This is a genomic window from Streptomyces prasinopilosus, assembly GCF_001419695.1.
GTDB lineage: Bacteria > Actinomycetota > Actinomycetes > Streptomycetales > Streptomycetaceae > Streptomyces > Streptomyces prasinopilosus.
This window is the reverse complement of the sequence record NZ_LIRG01000891.1, coordinates 1-1,510: the sequence shown is the minus strand read 5'-3', so window position 1 is coordinate 1,510 and position 1,510 is coordinate 1. Positions and strand designations below refer to the sequence as shown.

Here is a 1,510-nt window from a genome sequence, read left to right as displayed (position 1 = left end):
CCACGGGCCGGGGGGACGGCTGATGGACGCCGCGATGGCCGACGTGGTGCGGGAGGCCGGGGCGTTCGGGGGGCTGCTGTACGTGCTGCCGCCGGGCGACAACGCCCTGTGGCTGGCCATCGTGGCGGGCACACCGCACGAGTTCGCGACCCCGTGGCGACGGGTCACGCTGTCCGATCCGATGCCCGTGGCGGACGCCGTGCGCGAACGGCGCCTGGTGTGGATCGGCGGCCAGGAGGAGATGGCGCGCCGTTACCCGCGGCCGGCGCTCGTGCTGCCGTACGACTTCGCGATGGCGGCCGCCCCGGTCACCTCCGGGGCGACGCTTCAGGGCGGGCTGGTGCTGCTGTGGCCCGGGGCCCACTCCTCGCAGTTGAGCCCGCACGAGCGGGACGCCGTCGAGAAGGGCTGCCGGCACCTGGGCGACCTCCTGAGACAGGCCGCGGACCGCGGCGACCCGCTCCTGCCCTCCGGCCGCCCGCGGACCCTGGCCCCGCCGGCCGGGCGCATCCCCTCCCCCGCCGAGGCGGCGGCGCTCACGGCCTTCGTCGACCGCCTGCCCGGAGGGTCCTGCGCGCTCGACACGGACGGCCGCGTCGTCTTCATCACCCCGGCCGCCGCCGAACTCGTCGGCGCCGACCAGGCCGACCTGGTGGGCGCCCTGCCCTGGGAGGTGCTGCCGTGGATGGACGTCCCCCAGGTCGAGGACCGCTACCGGGCCGCGATGGTCAGCCGCCGGCCGCAGTCCTTCACCGTCCTGCGCCCCCCGGACACGTGGCTGTCCTTCGAGCTGTACCCGGACGTCTCCGGCATCAGCGTCCGCATCACCGGCACCGGCCCGTCCGAGGGCCCTCCCGCGCCGCCGTCCGCGCCGGCCGCGGGTCCCAGCCGCGCCGTCCTGCTCTACCACCTGATGCAGCTGGCCGCCACCCTCACCGAGGCCGTCGGCGTGCGGGACGTGGTCGAGCAGAGCGCCGACCAGCTGCTGCCCGCCCTGGGAGCCCAGGGCATGGTGCTGATGACGGCCGAGGACGGCCGGCTGAGGATCCACGGCCACCGCGGCTACCGCGGCGACCTCGTGGGCCGCTTCGACGCCGTCGCCCTGAGCCCGGACATCCCCGGCAGCCAGGTCCTCACCACCGGAGTGCCCGACTTCTTCGCCACCTTCGCGGAACTCCGGCGCGCCTACCCGTCCACCGTGCACGAGGACGGGATGGCTTCCTGGGCCTTCCTGCCGCTGATCGCGTCCGGCCGCCCCATCGGCTCCCTCCTCCTCGCCTACAGCAGGCCCCACGCCTTCCCGCCCGGCGAGCGCGCCGTCCTCACGTCACTGGCCGGTCTGGTCGGGCAGGCCCTGGACCGCGCCCGTCTCTACGACGCCAAGCACCACCTGGTGCACCGCCTGCAGTCCGCCCTGCTGCCGCACACCCTCCCCCGCGTCCCCGGCCTGCGGGTCGCCGCCCGCTACCTGCCGGCCGCCCGGGGCCTGGGCATCGGCGGCGACTTCTAC

General features: G+C 76.0%; 1 protein-coding gene. It reads left to right on the top strand.

Features of this window, described 5'->3' with window-relative positions:
• Window positions 1-22: 22 nt before the first annotated feature.
• The coding region (locus tag AOK18_RS28085; RefSeq protein ID WP_079105225.1) for a GAF domain-containing protein at window positions 23-1,510 on the top strand (1,488 nt) is incomplete at its 3' end.